Below are 17,495 nucleotides of genomic sequence, written 5' to 3' on the forward strand. Positions count from 1 at the left end.
GCTGTGCCGTGCGCGCCAACCGGTGAGCTTGGAGACGAAGGTGGGCGACGGTGATGACACCGAGCTGCTGGACCTGCTGGCAGGAGATGCGGAGCTGCCTGAAGACCGGGTGGATGGAGAGTGCCTGAAGGGGGACCTGCGAGCGCTGCTGGAGCAACTGCCGGAGCTGCAGGGGCGGGTGCTGAAGATGCGCTACGGCATCCCCTGCGCTGACAACCCTGAGGGTGGCGAGCCGATGAGCCTCACAGGTATCGGCCGCATCCTCGGCATCAGCCGTGATCGGGTGCGCAACCTGGAGCGAGACGGCCTGGCTGGCCTGCGCCGCATCAGCGATGCCGTAGAGGCTTACGTAGCCGGTTGAGCAGCGAGTTGCCGATCCAGGTGATCGGCGTGGGGGTGGTGCGCAACGGCGCCGGTGAGGTGCTGATCGATCAGCGGCTCAATGAGGGTTTGCTGGGGGGGCTGTGGGAATTTCCTGGTGGCAAGCAGGAGCCGGGTGAGCCGATCGTTGAAACGATCCGCCGTGAGTTGGAGGAGGAGTTGGCGATTGAGGTGGAGGTGGGCGAGGAGCTGATCGTGGTGGAGCACGCCTACAGCCATAAGAGGTTGTGCTTTGTGGTGCATCTCTGCACCTGGTTGAGCGGCGAGCCCCAGCCGCTGGCCTCCCAGCAGGTGCGCTGGGTGCGGCCTGAGCAGCTGGGCGAATATCCCTTCCCGGCGGCTAACGCCCAGATTATTGCTGCGCTGTTGGCGGCGGCCCCTTCATTCGCGGCAGCTAGCTAAGCCAAGACTTAGCTAGTCAAATAAAACAGCAAGCTGCCCCGGTCGGTCGATCAGCTCGGCGAACGCACCTCAATCAGGCGTCCAGTTTCTGGGTTGAAGGGGTCGCTCAAGCTGAGCTGGATCTGCCAGCAGCCGGCCGGTGCGCTGCTGAGGCGCTCGGGCCACTCCACTGCCAGCAGGGCGCCTAGTGATCGAGCTTCCTCCTCCTCCTGGGCAAATAGTTCGTCGGCGGCTGCGGGCAGCTCCAGCCGGTAGAGATCGAGGTGCACCAGCCCGCCGCCCTTCGGCAGCGGGTAGTGCTGGGCGAGGGCGAAGGTGGGGCTGGTGATTGGTTCCTCAATTCCGAGGCCGGCGGCCAGGCCCTGCACCAGGCAGGTTTTGCCGGCCCCCAAGTCACCTGCCAGCAAAAGGATGCTGCCAGCGGGTAGACGCAGCGCCAGTTGCCGCCCGAAGGCCTGGGTGGCGGCGGCATCACTCAGGGCTTGCATCACAGGGCTTGGATCACGAGAGTTGAGGTGCTCCTTGTAGATTGCATTTTCAGCGAGCCCGAAGCCTCGGCGTCTCCGCAGATATTTCCAAACCACGCCCTCCCAGCCGGGAGCGAGCAGTACCCCAACAAAACCCATGGTGGCTTCACCCGCCTCAACGGCCTCCGCGCCCGTGCTGCACAGCACCAACACCTATGTGATTGCCGATCTCGGCCTGGCCGATTTTGGCCGCAAGGAGATTGCAATTGCTGAAACTGAGATGCCTGGCCTAATGGCCCTGCGCTCCAGGTTTGGCGCTGAGCAGCCCCTCAAGGGCGCGCGCATTGCAGGTTCCCTGCATATGACGATTCAGACTGCGGTTCTGATTGAAACTTTGGTCGCCCTTGGCGCCGAAGTGCGCTGGGCCAGCTGCAACATCTTTTCAACCCAGGATCACGCTGCTGCCGCGATTGCTGCGGCCAACGTTCCAGTGTTTGCCTACAAGGGCGAAACCCTTGATGAGTATTGGGCCTTCACCCACCGCATTCTTGAGTGGGGCGATGGCGGCACGCCCAACATGATTCTTGACGACGGTGGCGATGCCACTGGACTCGTGGTGCTGGGTTCGAAGGCTGAAAGCGATCTTTCAGTTCTAGATAACCCCTCTAACGAAGAGGAGACTGCCCTCTTCAACAGCATTCGCCAAAAGCTGGCCGCCCAGCCTGGCTTCTACTCCCGCATCTACGCCGAAATTCAGGGCGTTACCGAGGAGACCACCACCGGTGTGGCCCGTCTCTATCAAATGCAGAAGAGCGGTGAGCTGCCCTTCCCGGCGATCAACGTCAACGATTCGGTCACCAAGAGCAAGTTTGACAACCTTTATGGTTGCCGCGAATCCCTGGTGGACAGCATCAAGCGCGCCACTGATGTGATGGTGGCCGGCAAGGTTGCCTTGGTGCTTGGCTACGGCGATGTGGGTAAGGGCTCAGCTCAGTCCCTGCGCGGTCTTGGCGCCACGGTGATGATCGCCGAAGTTGACCCCATCTGCGCCCTGCAGGCCGCAATGGAGGGCTATCGCGTCGTGCGTCTTGATGACGTGGTGGGCGATGTGGACATCTTCGTGACTGCCACGGGCAACTTCAAGGTGATCCGCCACGAGCACCTGATTCAGATGAAGGATCAGGCGATCGTTTGCAACATCGGTCACTTCGACAATGAGATCGATGTGGCATCCCTCAAGCAGTACACCTGGGACAACATCAAGCCTCAGGTTGATCACATCTTGCTGCCCAGCGGCAACAAAATCATTCTTCTGGCTGAGGGCCGTTTGGTGAATTTGGGTTGCGCTACAGGCCATCCCAGTTTTGTGATGAGCGCCTCCTTCACCAACCAGGTGCTGGCTCAAATTGAGCTGTTCACCAAGGGCGACCAGTATGCCAAGCAGGTGTATGTGCTTCCAAAGCACCTCGATGAGATGGTGGCCCGCTTCCACCTCGACAAGATCGGCGCCAAGCTCACCGAGCTCTCCCAGGAGCAGGCCGATTACATCAACGTGCCGGTAGCCGGGCCCTACAAGCTCGATCACTACCGCTACTGAGGCGAGCCCGATGGGGATTGGCGAACTGGTGCAACAGCTGCCTCAGCTGATCGGTGCGGCAGTGGAGGCCAATCCCTGGCTTGGCTATGGAGCGATCTTTGCGGCGATGTTCCTTGAGAACCTCTTCCCGCCGATCCCCTCCGAATTGATTATGCCCCTCGGGGGCTTTTATGTGCAGCAGGGCCAATTGGCCCTGCTGCCAGTAGTAGTGGCGGGGCTGCTCGGCACCGTGCTGGGGGCTTTGCCTTGGTATGGCATTGGCCGGCTGATAAACGAGCAGCGCCTTGAGCAATGGCTGGCGCGCCACGGCCGCTGGATTGGTATTAGCCCTAAGGAGCTGCACCGCAGCCGCGATTGGTTTGCCAAATACGGCACCGCTTTGGTGTTTTGGGGCCGGCTTGTGCCTGGCATCCGCACCTTGATATCGGTGCCCGCGGGCATCGAGATGATGCCCATAGCGCCGTTCCTGCTTTGGACCACCGCCGGCAGCCTTATCTGGACCCTATCGCTCACCTTGGCGGGCCTGGCCCTGGGTGAGGGCTACACAAATGTGGAGCAGTGGATCGAGCCGGTGGCCAAGGCTGTGAAGCTGGTGCTGTTGCTGGCCTTGGCCGCTGGCGCCGTCTGGCTGGGGCTGCGCATCTGGAAGAAGAGCCGCGATTCCCACTGAGCCAGACCCGGCTTAGAAGGGCACTTCCTCCTCGCTTGGAGAGCCACCACCGAAGCCTCCTCCCATGCCACTTCCCATGCCGCCGCCACCTTCGGCGTCGCGTTTAGAGCCGAGCAATTCCAGCCGGTCTACCCGGATCACGGGCTTTGTGCGCTCCTCACCGCTGGCCCTGTCGGTCCAGCGGTCAAGCTTGAAGCTGCCGATGATGCCCACCAGGGCCCCTTTGCGGACATAGTCGGCGGCTACCTGGGCTTGTTTGCCCCAGATTTCGAGGTTGAACCAGTCGGGCTCGTCGTCACGGCTGCGGCGGTTGACGGCGAGGGTGAGGTTGGCCACCACACTGCCTGATTCGAAATAGCGGACTTCGGGGTCGCGGCCGGCCCGGCCGACAAGGGTGATGGAATTCACGCCCATGGTTGATGTCTCCTGTTGCTGATGGATCAATGATGCGGCACCCGGTTCGGCTGCCACCTTTCATCAGTTCCACCGTTAGAGCCGTCTGTAACACCCTCGTATGATTCGGCCCTTGCAGGCCGGGCGTCCGTGTTTTTCCGTCGTTTCCAGTTTTCGCGCGATATCGGTATTGATCTGGGCACCGCCAACACCCTGATCTTCGTGTCGGGCAAAGGCATCGTGCTCCAGGAGCCCTCTGTGGTGGCCATGGATCTGGAGCGGGGTGTGCCCCTGGCCGTGGGTGATGAGGCCAAGATGATGCTGGGCCGAACCCCCGGCAACATTCGCGCCGTGCGGCCCCTGCGTGACGGCGTGATCGCCGACTTCGACGCCGCCGAGCAGATGATCAAAACCTTTATTCGCAAGGCCAATGAAGGCCGCGGCATCGTGGCGCCCCGATTGGTGATCGGCATCCCCAGTGGAGTTACAGGTGTGGAGCGCCGTGCTGTGCGGGAAGCCGGCCTGGCCGGCGCCCGTGAGGTGCACCTAATTGATGAGCCGGTGGCGGCCGCCATCGGCGCGGGCCTGCCCGTCACCGAGGCGGTGGGCACCATGATTGTTGATATAGGTGGCGGCACCACTGAAGTGGCCGTGCTCAGCCTGGGCGGCACCGTGCTGAGCGAGTCGGTGCGGGTGGCTGGCGACGAACTCAGTGACGCCATAGGCGTCTATCTCAAGAAGGTGCACAACCTGGTGGTGGGCGAGCGCACCGCCGAGGACATCAAGATCCGCATCGGCTCCGCCTTCCCTGACGATGCCCACGACAACACCTCCATGGATGTGCGCGGCCTGCACCTGCTCTCCGGTCTGCCCCGCACCATCAACGTCCGCGCCGGCGATATTCGCGAGGCCATGGCCGAACCCCTCAACGTGATCGTGGAAGCCGTTAAGCGCACATTGGAGCGCACGCCGCCTGAGCTGGCCGCCGACATCGTCGATCGCGGCATCATGCTGGCCGGTGGTGGTGCCCAAGTGCGCGGCATCACCGACCTGATCAGCCACGAGACCGGCATCCTTACCCATGTGGCAGAAGACCCGCTGCTGTGCGTGGTGAACGGCTGCGGCATGGTGCTTGAGGACTACAAGCGGCTGCAGCGCGTGCTCGACACCCCTGACTTCGTGCGTCAGACCGCCTGATCCCGATGCAGGCCGGCCGCAGGCTTCGCCTTCCCGCCCTGGGCGCTGTAGTTCAGGCCTGGCCCTGGGCCTTGCTGGTGCTGGCCCTGCTGGCCGTGCGGCTCAGCAAAGGAGTGGGTTTTACTGATGCTTACGCCCTGTTGAGCAGGCCTTTCTGGCCCGGTAGTGCCCAGGGTGAGTGGGTGCGTAGCGGCCAGGCTCTCAACGATCAAACCCGCTTGCGCCAGCTGGATGCCGACAACCGACGGCTGCGCAGCTTGCTCGAGCTGCAGGGTCAGGGGGGCCGCGAATTGGCGGCAGCAGTGATCTCGCGCCAGACAGGGGGCTGGTGGCAGCAGCTCGTGATTGGCCGCGGCGAGTTGCAGGGCCTACGGCCCGGCATGGCGGTGACGGCGCCGGGGGGGCTGATTGGCAGGATTGCCGGCGTTACTCCCACTACTGCCAGCGTCACCTTGCTCACCGATCCCGGCAGCCGGGTTGGCGTCTGGGTGGGACGGGTTCGGCGCCATGGTTTGCTCACGGGCATTGGCACCAGCCGCCCCTTGCTGCGCTTTCTGGAGAAGGATCCAGGCGTGCGCCCGGGGGATGTGGTCGTCACCTCCCCCGCCAGCACCCTGGTGCCTCCCAACCTCACGGTGGGTGTGATCCAGTCGGTCGACGACCGGGCCGTACCGGCGACCGAGGCCGTGGTGCAGCTGAGTGCTCCGCTTGAGGCGGTCGACTGGGTGCAGGTGCGGCTGCCATGAGTCGGCTGGCCCGCCACGGTTGGTGTGTGGCTACGGCTTTAGTAGTGCCCTGGCTGGTGCTTGCTGCGCCCGGGCCCCTAAAGCTGGCGGGCATTCCCCCGGCTTGGTCCGTGCTTTGGCTGCTGCCCTGGGCCCTGGCCGATGGACCCCTCTCCGGCGCCCTGGCTGGGGCTGGGCTGGGACTGCTGCTTGATGCTTTGCACCCCGGGTCTATTACGCAGATTCCTGCCCTGGCCCTGCTGGGCTGGTGGTGGGGTCGGCTGGGCCGCCAGGGGCCGCCGATCGAGCGCAGCTTCAGTCTTGGCCTGCTGGCCCTGTTGGGTGCGGCCCTGCTTGGCGGCAGCCTGATTTTGCAGAGCCGGTTGCTGGGCCCCTGGCCCCTTGAGCCCGCATTGCACACCTGGCTGGCCCAAACCCTGCTCACGGCCCTGCTGGCACCGCTGCTTTGCTCCCTGCAGCTGCTGCTCTGGCGCCAGCAGATCCAGGGCGGGCGAGGCTGAGTAGATGGCATTGATCCAGACACGGCGGCGTTTCCTTGAGCTTCTTGGTGGCGGCTCCGCTGCTGCCCTGCTGGCAGCGGGCCTGGGCAGTTGTGGCAGGACTGGTCCGGGGACTGATTCCGCGGCGGCCCAGGTGCTGAATTTCTGGACCCTGGACCTGGCCCCCAAGTTCAACGACTATTTGCGGGAGCTGATCGCAGCCTGGGAGGGCCAGAACCCCGGGTTGCAGGTGCGCTGGACCGACGTGCCTTGGAGCTCGGTAGAGCGCAAGTTGCTGGCGGCTGTGTTTGCCCGCACCGCCCCGGACCTGGTGAATCTCAACCCCCCTTTCGCGGCCAACCTGGCCAGCAAGGGGGGGCTGCTTGATCTAAGTGATGTGCTGCCGGAGGGGGCTGCTGATGCCTATTTGCCAGCGATCTGGGAGGCAGGCCGCCAGGGGCAGGGGGGCCAGCAATTTGCCATTCCTTGGTATTTGACCGCGCGGATCACCATGGCCAACCGCCGGCTGCTTGAGCGGGCCGGCTACAGCGCCCCACCGGCTTCCTGGGACCAGGTGCCGGCTTTTGCCGAGGCCGTGCGCCGCCGCACGGGCCGCTACGCCTTGTTTGTCACCGTGGTGCCCGACGACTCCGCCGAGCTGCTCGAGACCCTGGTGCAGATGGGGGTGAAGTTGCTGGATGGGGAGCAACGAGCCGCCTTTAATAGCCCCGCAGGGCGGCGTGCCTTTGCCTTCTGGAGTGACCTCTACCGTCGCGGTCTGCTGCCGCGGGAGGTGGTGAGCCAGGGCTACCGGAGAGCCATCGAGCTCTACCAATCGGGCGACCTGGCCCAGGTGGCCACGGGCCCCGACTTCCTGCGCAACCTGCAGACCAATGCTCCCGGCATTGCAGCGGTCACGGCACCCTTTGCGCCGCTCACGGGTGCCAGCGCTGAGGCCAACGTGGCGGTGATGAATCTGGTGGTGCCCAAGCAGAGCGTCCTGGCGGCCGAAGCGGCCCGCTTCGCCCTATTTCTCACCAATGGCCCCAACCAGTTGGCCTTCGCCGAGCAGGCGCGGGTGCTGCCCTCCAACCGGCAAGCCCTGCAGCAGCTGGAGGCCAGCCTGGCGACTGCTACTGCTCTTGGGGCTGGGGCTGGGGCGCAAGAGGCCCTGGTTCAGCGGGCCCGGTTGCTGTCGGCCCAGGCTCTTCGCCAGGCCAGGGTGCTGGTGCCTGCGAGCCCGGGGGTGAAACGACTGCAGGCGATTGTGTACACCCAGCTGCAGCGCGCCATGCTTGGCCAGGTGGCCAGTGATGCGGCCTTGACTGCTGCGGCTGACGAGTGGAACCGCTACTCCCGAGCCCGTTGGGGGTGACCCAAGGGAGCATCGAGCGTTATGGTTGCGATTCTTCATCCCGGCGCACCGCCCATGCCTTCGGAGGACAGGCCCATTTCAGACGCCTTCTCCGATTCCCTGGGGCCTGCCCCGGTCGAGCCCAAAGCCACCGTGATGGTGGTAGATGACGAAGCCGCCGTGCGCCGGGTGCTGGTGATGCGCCTGCAGCTGGCTGGCTACAGGGTGATCTGCGCTGAGGACGGCGAGGAAGCCCTCAGCCTGTTTCACCAAGAGCAGCCCGATCTCGTCGTGCTCGATGTGATGCTGCCCAAGTTGGACGGCTTTGCGGTTTGCCGCCGGCTGCGGGCTGAATCCTGCGTGCCGATCATTTTCCTCTCGGCCCTTGATGCAATCGCCGAGCGGGTGTCGGGCCTAGACCTCGGGGCTGACGACTATCTGCCCAAGCCTTTCAGCCCCAAGGAGCTCGAAGCCCGCATCGCCACAATTTTGCGACGGGTTGGCCGCGGTTCAGCCTCTGCCGAGCCTCGCGAGGTGCCCAGCGGCAGCGGTGTGCTGCGGGTGGGTGATCTGGTGGTGGACACCAACCGCCGCCAAGTGACCCGCGACAGCGAGCGCATCGGGCTTACCTACACCGAATTCAGCCTGCTTGAGCTGCTGTTCCGAGAACCGGGTCGGGTGGTGCCCCGGGCCGAAATCCTTGAGCAGCTTTGGGGCTATCCCCCCCGCCGCGCCGCCGACTTGCGGGTGGTGGACGTGTACGTAGCTCGCCTGCGCGGCAAACTCGAGCCCGACCCCCGCAATCCGGAGCTGATCCTCACGGTTCGCGGCACTGGCTACGCCTCCCAGCGGATGGCGGAAGCAAGCCTGGCTGCAAACGGCTAGCGCTCCTGCAGGATGGGCCGATTCAGTCCCCTGTCTGCCTTGTCGGATCTGCGCGAGACCCGTCTGGAGAAAGCCGCCGCCCTAGCCGCCCTCGGCCAGGGTCCCTACGGCCTGCGCTTTGAGCCCAGCCACCGCACGGCGGCTTTGCAGCAGGACCATGTCGACCTAGCCAACGGAGAGGAGCGGCAACTGGAAGTGGCCGTGGCAGGCCGGGTGATGACTCGCCGCGTGATGGGCAAGCTCGCCTTCTTCACCCTGGCTGATGAAACCGGTCCGATTCAGCTGTTTATTGAGAAGGCCACCCTCGAGGCGTCCATGCCGGAGGACCCCGAGGCTTTCGCTCACCTCACTTCTTTGGTGGATGCCGGTGACCTGATCGGCGTGCAGGGCAGCCTGCGCCGCACCGATCGCGGTGAGCTTTCGGTGAAGGTCAAGGGCTGGACCATGCTCTGCAAGAGCCTCCAGCCCCTGCCCGATAAGTGGCACGGCCTGGCGGATGTGGAGAAGCGCTACCGCCAGCGCTACTTGGATCTGATCGTGTCGCCCCACACCCGCGAAACCTTCCGGCGCCGGGCCGTGGCGGTGAGCTCCATGCGTCGCTGGCTCGATGAGCGCGACTTTTTGGAGATCGAAACGCCGGTGCTGCAGAGCGTGCCCGGTGGTGCTGATGCTCGCCCGTTTGAGACGCACCACAACGCCCTCGATCTACCCCTCACCCTGCGCATCGCCACCGAGCTGCACCTCAAGCGGCTGGTAGTGGGCGGCTTTGAGCGGGTCTACGAGCTGGGGCGCATCTTTCGCAACGAGGGGATCAGCACCCGCCACAACCCCGAGTTCACCTCGGTGGAGATCTACCAGGCTTATGCCGACTACACCGACATGATGGCGCTCACTGAGCAGCTGATTGCCCACGTATGCCAACAGGTGTGCGGTAGCACCGAGATCAGCTATCAGGGCACCGACATCGACCTGGCGCCCCCTTGGCGGCGGGCCACCATGCACGAGTTGGTGCAAGCCGCCACCGGCCTTGATTTCAATTCTTTTGATAGCCGAGAGGCAGCGGCTGCAGCCATGGGAGCCCAGGGGCTGGAGGTGCCAGCCCTGGCCGATTCCGTCGGCCGGTTGTTGGTGGAGGCCTTCGAGCAGCGAGTGGAGGCGGATCTGATCCAGCCAACCTTCGTGATCGACTACCCCGTGGAGAACTCACCCCTGGCCCGAGCCCATCGCAGCAAGCCCGGCATGGTGGAGCGGTTTGAGCTTTTCATCGTGGGCCGTGAAACCGCCAACGCCTTCAGCGAGTTGATCGATCCGGTGGACCAGCGCCAGCGGCTTGAGGCCCAGCAGGAGCGCCGTGCTGCCGGCGACGAAGAGGCGCAAGGCGTTGACGAGGACTTCATCCAAGCACTGGAGGTGGGTATGCCCCCCACGGGCGGCCTGGGAATTGGCATTGATCGACTGGTGATGCTTCTCACCGACAGCCCCTCGATCCGTGATGTGATCGCCTTCCCCCTCTTACGTCCGGAGGTGCGTTCGGAGGCCCGTCAGGAGGTTGGGCCTGGCGCAATGGGATAATCCCTCTAGTAGGCAATCTCCCCCATCCGGGGTCAGCGATTCCATGAGTGGCGAGCGCGTTGGTTTTCGCTTCAAACACGCGGATGCTGTGGTGAAGCGCAACCCCCAGGGTCGCTCGCGCCGGGGCTGGGTGATGGAGCCGGTGGAGCAGACCACCAGCCGTGGCACCAAGATGCCCGCCTACCGAATTCGTTGGCGGGACAGTGAACGTCCCGAGATAGTGCTGCAGCACATGCTGATCGCCGATCCCGACCCCACTCCGCCACCCGATGGTGTCAGCCTGGTGCCCCCGGCGCCCAAGGCTTGAACGCCCAAAGGCTTGAACGCCCAAAGGCTTGAACGCCAAAAGGCTTGAAGGTCAACAGGCTGGACCACAAGCCAGCTCGATCAACTCCAGCCCCGTAGCCGATAGATCGCCAGCCCCAAGTGCTCCTTCAGGGCCAAGGTGCTCAGGTAGAGCGCTTCGGCGTCGGGCAACAAACTCTTGAGCGTGTTGCCCAAGGTGGGTTTGCCGTAGTGGGCACGATCCGGCAGCTGGTAGTCGCAGGCGACCGGCACCACCGTCAGGCCGCTGCGCTGTTGGAAGGTGGCCAGTGAGCGGGGCATGTGAAAGGCACTGGTGACCAGCAGAACCCTGGTCCAGCCCCGTCGCCGGCCCAGCGCGCCGATGTCGCGAGCCTCCTCGGCGGTGGTGCGGGAGCCGGGGTTGATCAGGATCCGATCGGCTGGCAGCCCTAGCTCCTGGGCCAGATCCCTGGCCCAGAGCGCTTCAGGTGGGGCGGGATCATGGCCCGTGAAGCTCACCCGTCCACCGCTGGTCACCAGCAGGGGAGCCAGGCCCCTGCGCACCAGTTGCACGCCGCGCAGCAGCCGGTCGCCCCCTTCCGTCACTTCGACACCCTGGCGGGGTGGCAGGGCCGGCCGCAAGCCGCCGCCCAGCACCACCACCGCGTCGGCACGGGGCAGCTGCTGCGGGGTGAGCGCCGCCGCCCGATCCTCCAGGCCCCAGATCAGCTGGCGGCTGCTGAGCGGCATGGCACACAGCCAGATCAGTCCCACCCCCGTTCCACTCAGCCAGAGGCTGGCCTGACGTCGCCGGCGACTGCCTTGCTCACTGCCTTTGGCCGCCGCAGCCAGGCCCAGGAGTTGTAGCAGCAGCCCTAGACCCAGCGGGTAGAGCAGCAACGGCAGCAGTTTGGACAACAGAAAACCCATGGCGGCAGGTGGTTGGGCTGGGCGTCAGCGGCTGTGATTGTGGGCTCTCCAGGATTCTGTACAGCCTGTACGGAATACAGCAGGGCTCGGGCTTGGAACGCGTCGAACGGTGGAGCGACACGACAGGAGACTCCGGCGTAGCTCTGCTTTTGTTTTCAGCCCTGGCGCCGGCGCAACGTCTCCAAGGCCTGTTCGGCCTCGAAGCTGGCCCAGTCCTGCTCCAGGCTGGAGGCCTTTGGCGGGCGGGGACGGCTCTCCAGTTCGCGCAGATCGCGCTCCACGGCCGCGAAGCTCACCCCCAGTTCCCCGAGGCGTTGCCAGCGCAGCCGGCCCTGTTCCATCAGGCCCAGCTGGTGGGCTTCAGCCCGCTCGGCCAGGGCTGTGGCGCCGGCGGCGCGGGCCTTGGCAAGCCGTTCCTGCCAGCAGCGGATTTCAGCGGCCAATTGCAGCAGGGCCTGGCGCTCCTGTTCCGCCTGCCTTTGCAACTGGCGCCGCTGCCCCACCAGCCGGGCCTGGCGATCCCGCGCTTCCTGCTCGCCAAGCAGGGCTTCCTGGCTGGGGTTGGCGGCGAGAAAGGCCGCAAGTTGCTGATCCAGCTGCGCCTCCAGCTCGTCGAGCCAGCTCACGGGGCGGGCTGCCCGGCGGGCGTGGTGATCAACGGCGCCTCGATCTCTTGCTGGAGCGGTGTGATCGCCGCTTCGCGGGAGCGCAGCAGCAGCTGGGTGAGTCGGGCGATTGCCCCTTCGCCTAGGTCCTGGCTGCCGATGCGATCAAAGGCGCCCCGATACAGCTCCTCCAGCTCGGTGATCAGGCCCTCGCGCACCTGGCGCATGGTGGCCCGTTGCTCTTCACGACCCATGGATCTCCTACCTGATGTCAGGAGTCTGCCGTCACCAGCAGGTGCAGCGAAAGGTCGTCGGCCGGATCGCTCCAACGGCCAGCGCCCCGCCAGCCGGCGCGGGCGGCGAGGGCGAGGAAGGCCACCGGGTCGTACTTGACGCTGTACTCAGTGATCAGCGGCTCGCCCACCGCAAAGCTCCAGGCCTCCCCCGCCAGCTGCACGGTTTGCGCTTCGCGGCTCACCAGGGCCATGGCGATGCGGCTGTGCTCGGGTTGCCACCGGGCGGAGTAGGCGAAGGCGTCGGGGTTGAAGCTGCCCGCCAGGTCGCGGTTGAGCCGAATCAGCAGGTTGCGGGCAAAGGCCGCCGACACGCCAGCGGCATCGTTGTAGGCGGCCTTCAACCTTGCCACGGCTTTGGGCTGGTCGATGCCGATCAGCAGCCTGGCGCCAGGGCCCAGCAGTTGGCCCAGCTGCTGCAGCAGCGCCTGCGCTTCCTCGGGGCTGAAGTTACCGATTGAGCTGCCTGGATAGAAACCCAGGCGCCGCCTGCCGCTGAGCAAGGGGTGCTCGGGCAGCTGCCGCAGGGCGCTGTAGTCGCAGCAGATGCCGAGCACGGGCACTGCCGGGTGGCGCGCCTGAAGGGCCACGCAGCTCTGCTGAAGATGATCGGCGCTGATGTCGAGGGCTACATAGGCCGGTGGCTGCAGCGCCTCGAGCAGGGGCCCCACTTTGCGGGCATTGCCGGCGCCAAACTCCACCAGCACCCCTTCCCCCAGGGCCGCCGCCAGCTCAGGCGCCCGCGCTTCCAGCAGGGCCGTTTCGGTGCGGGTGAGCCCGTATTCCGGCTGCTCACAGATCGCCTCAAACAGCCGTGAGCCTTCGGCGTCGTACAGCAGCCAGGCCGGCAGCTGACGCGGTTGCTGGGCCATGCCCTCGCGCACTAGCCGCTGCATGTCTGCCGGTTCGGGGTGGAGGTCGATCAGTTGCATGTCAGCCGCCATCGCGGGCTAGGCGTAGGCCACCGGCCAGCCAGCGGCTCGCCGGTGGGTAGAAGTTGCGGTAAGTGAGCCGTTCGTGGCCAGGCGGGGTGAGGAAGCAGCTGCCGCGCAGCACCATCTGGGAACTCATGAACTTGCCGTTGTATTCCCCCACCCCCCCGGCCGCTGGCGCGAAGCCCGGATAGGGCCGGTAGGGGCTGGCGCTCCACTGCCAGAGCACCCCGAAGGCCTGGTCAAGTTGGGGTGCCAGCAGCTCCCATTCGGCTTCGCCCGGCAGCCGGGCACCCGCCCAGCGGGCGTAGGCATCGGCTTCAAACCAGCTCAGGTGCCGCACCGGCAACTCGGGGCGCCGCGGCTGACGCCCCGCCAGTGAAAACTCCTCGTCGCCGTCGCGCCAGTATCGCGGTCCCCGCCAGCCCCGGGCCTGAACCACCGCCCAGCCCTCGCTCATCCACAGCTCCGGCCTCTTGTAGCCGCCATCGGCAATGAAGGCTGCAAATTCGCCGTTGCTCACCAAACGGGAGCTAAGCGCAAAGGGTTCAAGCCATTGGCGGTGCCTGGGCGCCTCGTTGTCGAAATGAAAGCTGCCACCTGGATGGCCGATCTCCACCAGCCCCCCCTCGTGCTGCAGCCAGGTGGGCTCTTGGGCAACGCTCGCTTGATAGGCAGCCTCCGGCTCTGGGCCATATGCCGGCTCGAGCGGGTTGCGGCTGAAGCCATCCAGCAGGTCCATCAGCAGCAGCTCCTGGTGCTGCTGCTCGTGCTGCAGCCCCAGTTCCACCAGCTCCAGCCGGGGATCGCCCGGCTCCAGCTGCTCCAGCAGGCTGAGCAGGGCCCCATCCAGCCGCTGCCGCCAGGCCAGCACCTCGGCCAGTGCCGGCCGGCTGAGCAGGCCCCGCTGGGGCCGGGGGTGGCGGGCTCCTACTGAGTCGTAATAGCTGTTGAAAAGAAAGCCCCAGGCCTCTGGCGACACGGGGCTGCGCAGCACAAACTGCTCAAAAAACCAGGTGGTGTGGCCCATGTGCCACTTGGGCGGGCTGGCATCGGCCATGCCCTGCAGGCACACGTCTTCGGGCTGCAGGGGAGCCACAAGCTCGAGGCTGCGTTGGCGCACCTGCGCATAGCGCGCCTTCAGCTCCTGCCCCATGCCGCTGCCGCCAATCTGGGGCTAATTCAGGCCCGACCTTAGGGACCTTGCCTACGATCCCGCCACGCATTGCACGCGGATATGGCCGGCATCACTTCAGGGTTCGTGGGCGCCGTTGGCAACACGCCCCTGATCCGGCTCAATGCCCTGAGCGAGCAAACGGGCTGCGAGATCCTCGGCAAGGCCGAGTTCATGAATCCTGGGGGGTCGGTGAAGGATCGCGCCGCCCTGGGCATCCTGCTGGAGGCGGAGGAGCAGGGGCTGCTGCAGCCTGGAGGCACGGTGGTGGAAGGCACCGCTGGCAACACCGGCATTGGCCTCACCCACCTCTGCAACGCCCGCGGCTACCGGGCCCTGATCGTGATTCCCGACACCCAGTCGGCTGAGAAGATCGGCCTGCTGCGCAGCCTTGGCGCCGAGGTGCGCACGGTGCCGGCGGTGCCTTACCGCGACCCCAACAACTACGTGCGGCTTTCGGGCCGTATCGCCGCCGAAACGCCAGGGGCAGTGTGGGCCAACCAGTTCGACAACCTGGCTAACCGCCGCGCTCACTTCAACTCCACCGGCCCGGAGATCTGGCAGCAAACCGATGGGGCGGTGGATGCCTGGGTGGCGGCCACTGGCACCGGCGGCACCTATGCCGGGGTTGCCCTGTATTTGAAGCAGCAGAACCCAGCCGTGCGCTGCGTGCTGGCCGACCCCCACGGCAGTGCCCTACACAGCTGGGCCAGCCGGGGTGAGCTGGTCAGTGAGGGAAGTTCGATTACCGAGGGGATTGGCAACAGCCGCGTTACCGCCAACCTGGAGGGTGCTCCCATCGATGATGCAGTGCGCATCGACGACCAGACCGCGCTCGAGACGATCTATCAGCTGCTGTGGCAGGAGGGCCTGTTTTTGGGCGGCTCGGTGGGCATCAATGTGGCCGCGGCGGTGGAAACGGCCCGGCGGCTTGGTCCTGGTCACACGATCGTGACCGTGTTGTGCGATAGCGGCGATCGCTACCGATCTCGGCTTTATGAAGCCGATTGGCTGGTGGGCAAGGGGTTACACCAACCCCTGCGGCCCTCGCTGGAGGTGGGCTGATGGCGGTGCAGGTGGGTCAGTTGATCGGCGAGCGCTACCGGCTCGAGCAACGCCTCAGCTCCGCCCCGCCGGCAGAGGCTCCCCAGGGGGAACTCTGGCGCGCTAGCGATCAGCTAGCCGCCGAGGCGCCGATGGCCTTGCGTCTGCTGGGCCCAGCGATCGACCCGGCTCGGGCGCGCCAGCTCTGGGGCCAGCTGCAGGGGCTGCTCCATCCCCAGGTGCCCCGGCTCGGGGCGGCCATTCAGGCCCAGGAGGGTTTGTGGCTGGTGCGCGAATGGCAGGCCGGCCGTACCTACCAACTGCTGCTGCAGGCCCGTGCCGAGCGCCAGTTGGTCTTCGGTGCCGGCGAGGTGCTGCTGCTGCTGCGCCAGCTGCTGCCGGTGCTGGCCGTGTTGCATAGCCAGTCGCTGGTGCACGGCGACCTCAGCCCCGCCAACCTGTTGCGCCGCGACAGCGACGGGCTGCCGGTGTTGCTCGATTTCGGCCTGGTGGCAGGCACGGCCGTCGCCACCCCGGGCTACGCCCCACCCGAGCGGGTTCGGGTCGTAGACCCCGAGCCCTCCCCGCCGGAGCCCTGGATGGACCTGCATGCCCTCGGGGTGGTGGCCCTGGTGCTGCTCAGCGGCGAGGAGCCCGGCCGGCTACTGGATCCGGTCACCATGGACTGGCGCTGGCCGGCGGCCCTCACTGCTGAACCGGCCTTGCAGGCCCAAATCAACCGCCTGCTGGAGCGCCAGCCCGGCGAGCGCTTCGCTTCCGCCTCCCAGGCCCTGGCCGCTTTTCAGGCCATACCCATGCCAGAAAGCACCGGTCCGGTGCCCCGCGCCGACCGCACCGTCGCCCTGGTGCCCCCACCACCTCCCGCACCTGCACCTCCAGCACCAGCACCTCCAGCACCAGCACCCGCAGCACCTGAAGCTCCTGCTGAACCCGCACTGGAGCCGCCCCAGCCGCCTTCGCCCGCGTTGCGTAGCCGCTTGGAGGAGCGCGAGGAGGTCGCTGAAGGCGGCGTCTGGCCTGTGGTCATTGCCCTGGTGTTGTCGGCGGTCGTGGGCACTGCCCTGGGCTGGTGGTGGCTGAGCCGCGGTCGCTTGACCCTCCCCACCCCCGATGCGGCCCTGCAGTTGCCCAACAGCCTGCCGCCGGCGGAGGTGGATCAGCGCCAGCAGCTGCTCAACCGGCTGCGGGCCATGCAGGTGGATCGGGGCTGGTTCTTGAAGTTGGTGGACGCCAGCCTGCTGGCCCAGTTTCCAGAGCGGGGCGGCCGCCTGCCCAGCGATTCCCTCGACGACTCTCCTCTGCGCAAGGTTTGGAATGAGCTTGCAGAGGAGTGGCTGGCTCGGGTGGAGCAGCTACCCCTAGAGATTCGGCGCCGCTTGGGTTCCTACACAAACGGTGACTGGGAGAGGCGCCAGCAGGCCCTGGTTAGCCAGGGACTCAGCTCAGCGGTATTGCGCCAGCTGGTGTCGGGCAGTGCCCAGAGCCTGCTGCCCGGCCGCCCCGGCGCTGACATCCCTGCCGAGCCCTTTCGCCAGCTGTGGTTTGCCGCGGCGGAGCAGGGCCTGGCCAACGTGCAGATCGAGGCGATTCAGGCCCAGGCCCAGGCAACCCAGGTGATTTCAGCCCAGGTGGAGGCTGGTGGGGCCCGGCTGTTCCCGGTGCGGTTGCCGCCGGGCTATCGCCTGGTGCTGGGCGTGAACGGCTCGCCCTTGATGCAGATGAGTGTGTTTGGTGCCGATGGCGAGCTGCTGGAAGCCAAGGGGCCCCTGCGGGTGGTCAGTTTGGGGGTGCAGAAGAACTCCCCAGTGCAGTTGCTGGTGACCAACGAGGGCGTGGCGCCGGCTCTGATCACCCTGTCGTTGCGGGCCGATCCGCCCCCTGTCGAGACGCCGCCGGTGGCCGTCCCCGAACCCTCACCGCAGGCGCCGGCGGCCCAGCCAGAGCCTCCCCAGGCTCCGGCAGTGCTCGAACAGCCCGCCGCCGCGCCACCACCGCCCGTGCCACCGCCAGTGAACTGATTCCAGCTGAGGGGTGCGGTGTTGGGCGTCTCCCGGTTTCTGTACAAGTT

19 protein-coding genes and 1 pseudogene are annotated in these 17,495 nt (G+C 66.1%); 13 read left to right on the plus strand and 7 right to left on the minus strand.

What is annotated here, in order from left to right:
* Both KBY74_RS02885 and mutT read left to right on the plus strand, forming a co-directional pair.
* The coding region (locus KBY74_RS02885) for a sigma factor-like helix-turn-helix DNA-binding protein (protein WP_315859026.1) at positions 1 to 361 on the plus strand (361 nt) is incomplete at its 5' end.
* An 8-nt stretch (positions 362 to 369) separates the two neighbouring features.
* Positions 370 to 783 (plus strand): annotated as a pseudogene (mutT, locus tag KBY74_RS02890) (8-oxo-dGTP diphosphatase MutT); the annotation flags it as partial.
* Between the two features lie 50 nt (positions 784 to 833).
* On the opposite strand, the gene tsaE reads toward mutT, so the two are convergent.
* Positions 834 to 1,409: a tRNA (adenosine(37)-N6)-threonylcarbamoyltransferase complex ATPase subunit type 1 TsaE gene (gene tsaE, locus KBY74_RS02895; RefSeq protein ID WP_315859027.1), complete on the minus strand. Its 576-nt coding sequence runs from the start codon at positions 1,407 to 1,409 to the stop codon at positions 834 to 836.
* Between tsaE and ahcY the strand changes: the two genes are divergently transcribed.
* Both ahcY and KBY74_RS02905 read left to right on the plus strand, forming a co-directional pair.
* Positions 1,408 to 2,847: an adenosylhomocysteinase gene (ahcY, locus tag KBY74_RS02900; RefSeq protein ID WP_254941431.1), complete on the plus strand. Its 1,440-nt coding sequence runs from the start codon at positions 1,408 to 1,410 to the stop codon at positions 2,845 to 2,847. The genes tsaE and ahcY overlap by 2 nt on opposite strands.
* 10 nt (positions 2,848 to 2,857) lie before the next feature.
* Positions 2,858 to 3,517, plus strand: a complete 660-nt coding sequence (locus KBY74_RS02905; protein WP_254941432.1) for a DedA family protein — start codon at positions 2,858 to 2,860, stop codon at positions 3,515 to 3,517.
* Positions 3,518 to 3,529: 12 nt separating this feature from the next.
* Here KBY74_RS02905 and KBY74_RS02910 read toward each other — a convergent pair whose 3' ends face one another.
* On the minus strand, positions 3,530 to 3,931 hold the full coding sequence (locus KBY74_RS02910) for a single-stranded DNA-binding protein (RefSeq protein ID WP_254941433.1): 402 nt from the start codon (positions 3,929 to 3,931) through the stop codon (positions 3,530 to 3,532).
* A gap of 129 nt (positions 3,932 to 4,060) precedes the next feature.
* Between KBY74_RS02910 and KBY74_RS02915 the strand changes: the two genes are divergently transcribed.
* From KBY74_RS02915 to KBY74_RS02945, 7 genes are all read left to right on the plus strand, one after another.
* Positions 4,061 to 5,107, plus strand: coding sequence for a rod shape-determining protein (locus tag KBY74_RS02915; protein ID WP_106632915.1), 1,047 nt, complete (start codon positions 4,061 to 4,063; stop codon positions 5,105 to 5,107).
* Between the two features lie 5 nt (positions 5,108 to 5,112).
* A complete protein-coding gene (gene mreC, locus KBY74_RS02920) occupies positions 5,113 to 5,853 on the plus strand; it encodes a rod shape-determining protein MreC (protein WP_254941434.1) in 741 nt (246 codons plus the stop codon).
* Positions 5,850 to 6,353 (plus strand): rod shape-determining protein MreD, encoded by a 504-nt coding sequence (locus tag KBY74_RS02925; RefSeq protein WP_106632917.1) that lies wholly within the window; start codon positions 5,850 to 5,852, stop codon positions 6,351 to 6,353. Before mreC ends, KBY74_RS02925 begins: the two co-directional genes overlap by 4 nt.
* 4 nt (positions 6,354 to 6,357) lie before the next feature.
* Positions 6,358 to 7,707, plus strand: coding sequence for an ABC transporter substrate-binding protein (locus tag KBY74_RS02930; protein ID WP_254941435.1), 1,350 nt, complete (start codon positions 6,358 to 6,360; stop codon positions 7,705 to 7,707).
* 135 nt (positions 7,708 to 7,842) lie between these two features.
* Positions 7,843 to 8,571, plus strand: coding sequence for a response regulator transcription factor RpaB (rpaB, locus tag KBY74_RS02935; RefSeq protein WP_106632950.1), 729 nt, complete (start codon positions 7,843 to 7,845; stop codon positions 8,569 to 8,571).
* Positions 8,572 to 8,610: 39 nt separating this feature from the next.
* Positions 8,611 to 10,143 carry a lysine--tRNA ligase gene (lysS, locus tag KBY74_RS02940; RefSeq protein ID WP_254941436.1) on the plus strand — a complete coding sequence of 511 codons (1,533 nt, stop codon included), beginning with the start codon at positions 8,611 to 8,613 and terminating at the stop codon, positions 10,141 to 10,143.
* A 43-nt stretch (positions 10,144 to 10,186) separates the two neighbouring features.
* Positions 10,187 to 10,450, plus strand: a complete 264-nt coding sequence (locus KBY74_RS02945) for a hypothetical protein (RefSeq protein ID WP_094559041.1) — start codon at positions 10,187 to 10,189, stop codon at positions 10,448 to 10,450.
* A gap of 80 nt (positions 10,451 to 10,530) precedes the next feature.
* Here KBY74_RS02945 and KBY74_RS02950 read toward each other — a convergent pair whose 3' ends face one another.
* The 5 genes from KBY74_RS02950 to egtB all read right to left on the minus strand — a co-directional run bounded on the left by KBY74_RS02950 (position 10,531) and on the right by egtB (position 14,344).
* Positions 10,531 to 11,358: a YdcF family protein gene (locus KBY74_RS02950; RefSeq protein ID WP_254941437.1), complete on the minus strand. Its 828-nt coding sequence runs from the start codon at positions 11,356 to 11,358 to the stop codon at positions 10,531 to 10,533.
* Between the two features lie 155 nt (positions 11,359 to 11,513).
* On the minus strand, positions 11,514 to 11,984 hold the full coding sequence (locus tag KBY74_RS02955; protein WP_254941438.1) for a hercynine metabolism protein: 471 nt from the start codon (positions 11,982 to 11,984) through the stop codon (positions 11,514 to 11,516).
* Positions 11,981 to 12,217, minus strand: coding sequence for a hercynine metabolism small protein (locus KBY74_RS02960; protein WP_254941439.1), 237 nt, complete (start codon positions 12,215 to 12,217; stop codon positions 11,981 to 11,983). Before KBY74_RS02960 ends, KBY74_RS02955 begins: the two co-directional genes overlap by 4 nt.
* A 17-nt stretch (positions 12,218 to 12,234) precedes the next feature.
* Positions 12,235 to 13,200 (minus strand): L-histidine N(alpha)-methyltransferase, encoded by a 966-nt coding sequence (gene egtD / locus KBY74_RS02965; protein WP_254941440.1) that lies wholly within the window; start codon positions 13,198 to 13,200, stop codon positions 12,235 to 12,237.
* Positions 13,190 to 14,344 carry an ergothioneine biosynthesis protein EgtB gene (gene egtB / locus KBY74_RS02970; RefSeq protein WP_254941441.1) on the minus strand — a complete coding sequence of 385 codons (1,155 nt, stop codon included), beginning with the start codon at positions 14,342 to 14,344 and terminating at the stop codon, positions 13,190 to 13,192. The genes egtD and egtB overlap by 11 nt, the downstream gene beginning before the upstream one ends.
* Positions 14,345 to 14,425: 81 nt before the next feature.
* Between egtB and KBY74_RS02975 the strand changes: the two genes are divergently transcribed.
* Together KBY74_RS02975 and KBY74_RS02980 are read left to right on the plus strand one after the other, a co-directional pair.
* Positions 14,426 to 15,427: a cysteine synthase A gene (locus KBY74_RS02975; protein ID WP_254941464.1), complete on the plus strand. Its 1,002-nt coding sequence runs from the start codon at positions 14,426 to 14,428 to the stop codon at positions 15,425 to 15,427.
* A complete protein-coding gene (locus KBY74_RS02980; protein ID WP_254941442.1) occupies positions 15,427 to 17,445 on the plus strand; it encodes a protein kinase domain-containing protein in 2,019 nt (672 codons plus the stop codon). Before KBY74_RS02975 ends, KBY74_RS02980 begins: the two co-directional genes overlap by 1 nt.
* Positions 17,446 to 17,495 lie beyond the last annotated feature (50 nt).

Origin of the sequence: Cyanobium sp. A1C-AMD (genome assembly GCF_024346495.1) — a bacterium.
GTDB classification, from domain to species: domain Bacteria; phylum Cyanobacteriota; class Cyanobacteriia; order PCC-6307; family Cyanobiaceae; genus Cyanobium_A; species Cyanobium_A usitatum.